2 protein-coding genes and 1 pseudogene are annotated in these 1,791 nt (G+C 76.5%); all 3 read right to left on the bottom strand.

The window, feature by feature from the left end; translation table 11 throughout:
- On the bottom strand, positions 1-254 hold a 254-nt coding region (locus ACFWBB_RS42595), incomplete at its 3' end, for a UbiA family prenyltransferase (RefSeq protein ID WP_385284692.1).
- Complete coding sequence (locus ACFWBB_RS42590) at positions 251-1,405, bottom strand: inositol-3-phosphate synthase (RefSeq protein WP_385284689.1); 1,155 nt, start codon at positions 1,403-1,405, stop codon at positions 251-253. The genes ACFWBB_RS42590 and ACFWBB_RS42595, both read right to left, overlap by 4 nt.
- A 120-nt stretch (positions 1,406-1,525) precedes the next feature.
- Positions 1,526-1,791 (bottom strand): annotated as a pseudogene (locus ACFWBB_RS42585) (streptomycin biosynthesis protein); the annotation flags it as partial.

The following is a 1,791-nucleotide window of genomic DNA, read 5'->3' as shown; positions in this document are numbered from 1 at the left end:
GCCAGTGCCCGGCCGGGGGCGATCCGGCCCGAGGGCAGGGGGCGGTGCGGACGCTCGGCGGCGTCCTCCTCGAGGTCCGCCCAGTCGTTGAGCGCCATGCCCGCCTCGTACAGGCACAGCGAGGCGGCCATCACCAGGGCGGTACGGGCGTTGGGGCGCACCCCGCTCGCCGCGGCCCCGGCGAGCGCGTCACCGGGAACGGTGAACAGGGCCGAGACGCGCAGGAGTTCGGCCCAGTCGCGGGCGGTGCTCACCGCGAGTGCCCCAGCGTCGCGGCGAAGGCCAGGAGCGCCTCGTACTGCTCGGCGAGGGCCGGGGAGCCGCCGTCGGGGTCCTTGAAGTAGAAGCCCAGCTGGGGAAGGCTCCCGGTGAGCCCCGCCTCGTGGGCGCGGGCGGCCAGCCGTGCCAGGTCGAGCACGAGGGGTGCGGCCAGCGCCGAGTCGCAGCCCTGCCAGATGGTCTGCAGGATCATCCGCGAGCCGAGGAAGCCCTCGAAGGCGACATGGTCCCAGGCGGTCTTCCACTCACCGAGCGCGGGCACGTCGTCGATGTGCACCTGGCCCTCGGGCAGCACACCGAGGTTGTCCTGCAGGACCCGGTTCTTGCCCGCGTTCTTCGCCGCGGCGGCCGCGGAGTCGGCGAGCGCCGCCCCGTCACCGCCGCCGAGCAGGTTGGTGCCGGACCAGGCCCGTACCTCAAGGGCCCGCTGGGCGAACATGGGCGCGAGCACCGCCCGCAGCAGGGTCTGCCCGGTCTTTCCGTCCCGGCCCGCGTACGGCACCCCCGCCGCCCGCGCCGCTTTTGCCAGTGCCGGGTGGTGCATCCCGGCCGACGGGGTGAAGTTCACGTACGCGCAGCCCGCGCGCAGGGCGGCCGCGGCATACAGCGAGCTGGCGGGCAGCCGGGCCCCGCCCGGGGCGGGGACGGGCTCGGTGGAGGCGACGTTGACCACGACGGTGCGCGCGAGCCGGCCCCGGCGGGTGAAGTCCTCGATGTCGGCGGCGAACGCCGCGATCAGCTCCTCGTCGCTGCGGCTGTCGCCGGCCAGCGGTCCGCCGGTGCGTATCTCCCGGTCGGCGGCGGCCAGTTCACGGTGCACCGCCTGGCCGAGCCCGTGCGGCAGGACGCCCTGCTCGGCGAGCGCCTCGGCGCGCTTGGGCAGCGGCCAGTCCACGGTGTCGTGGCCGCCGAAGACGAGCCGGGACAGGGCGGGCAGCGAGGCGGCGGCGAAGGCCCGCGACTCGGTGACCATGCCCGTCGGCGGGCGCAGCCCCGCGGCGAGCGCGGCACACCCGGCGACCGCGGTCGTGGCGACGGAGCCGCGGGCCCCGATGAACCAGACGCCGGTGCCGCCCTCGCTCTGGGGTCCGGTAGGGGTACCGGGCGTCTCGGCATGCTCGGACACGGAAGGCCTCCTGAAGTGCGTCGGTTCTCAGCGAGCGGGGCGGCGGGCGGGGGAGTGGTCCTGGTGCCAGGAGCGGCCGGCCCGCGCACCCCGCAGCGGGACGGCGGGCGTGCGACGGCGCTACGGGGCGCGCTGCTCGAGCCGTGCGGCCAGCTCGCTCCAGGCCTTCGCGCAGCCGCGGGCCAGATCGGCGACCTCGGGGGCCCAGTGACAGGGCAGCCCGCGTTCGAGGGTCTCGATGTCCTGGCCGGCGACGCCGTAGTGGTGCAGCCAGCGCAGGGCGCGCCGGCCGGCTTCGTTGAGCCGCAGCGAGGGGTCCTCGTGGAGCTTGGCGAGCAGCTTGCGCCGGTCCACCGCGCCGGCCCCGCGCCCGCCGCGGGCGGGCG

Source organism: Streptomyces sp. NPDC060000 (assembly GCF_042737375.1).
In the GTDB taxonomy this organism is placed as follows: Bacteria; Actinomycetota; Actinomycetes; order Streptomycetales; family Streptomycetaceae; genus Streptomyces.
The sequence above is the reverse complement of the archived record's forward strand: the minus strand, read 5'-3'. Positions and strand labels throughout refer to the sequence as shown.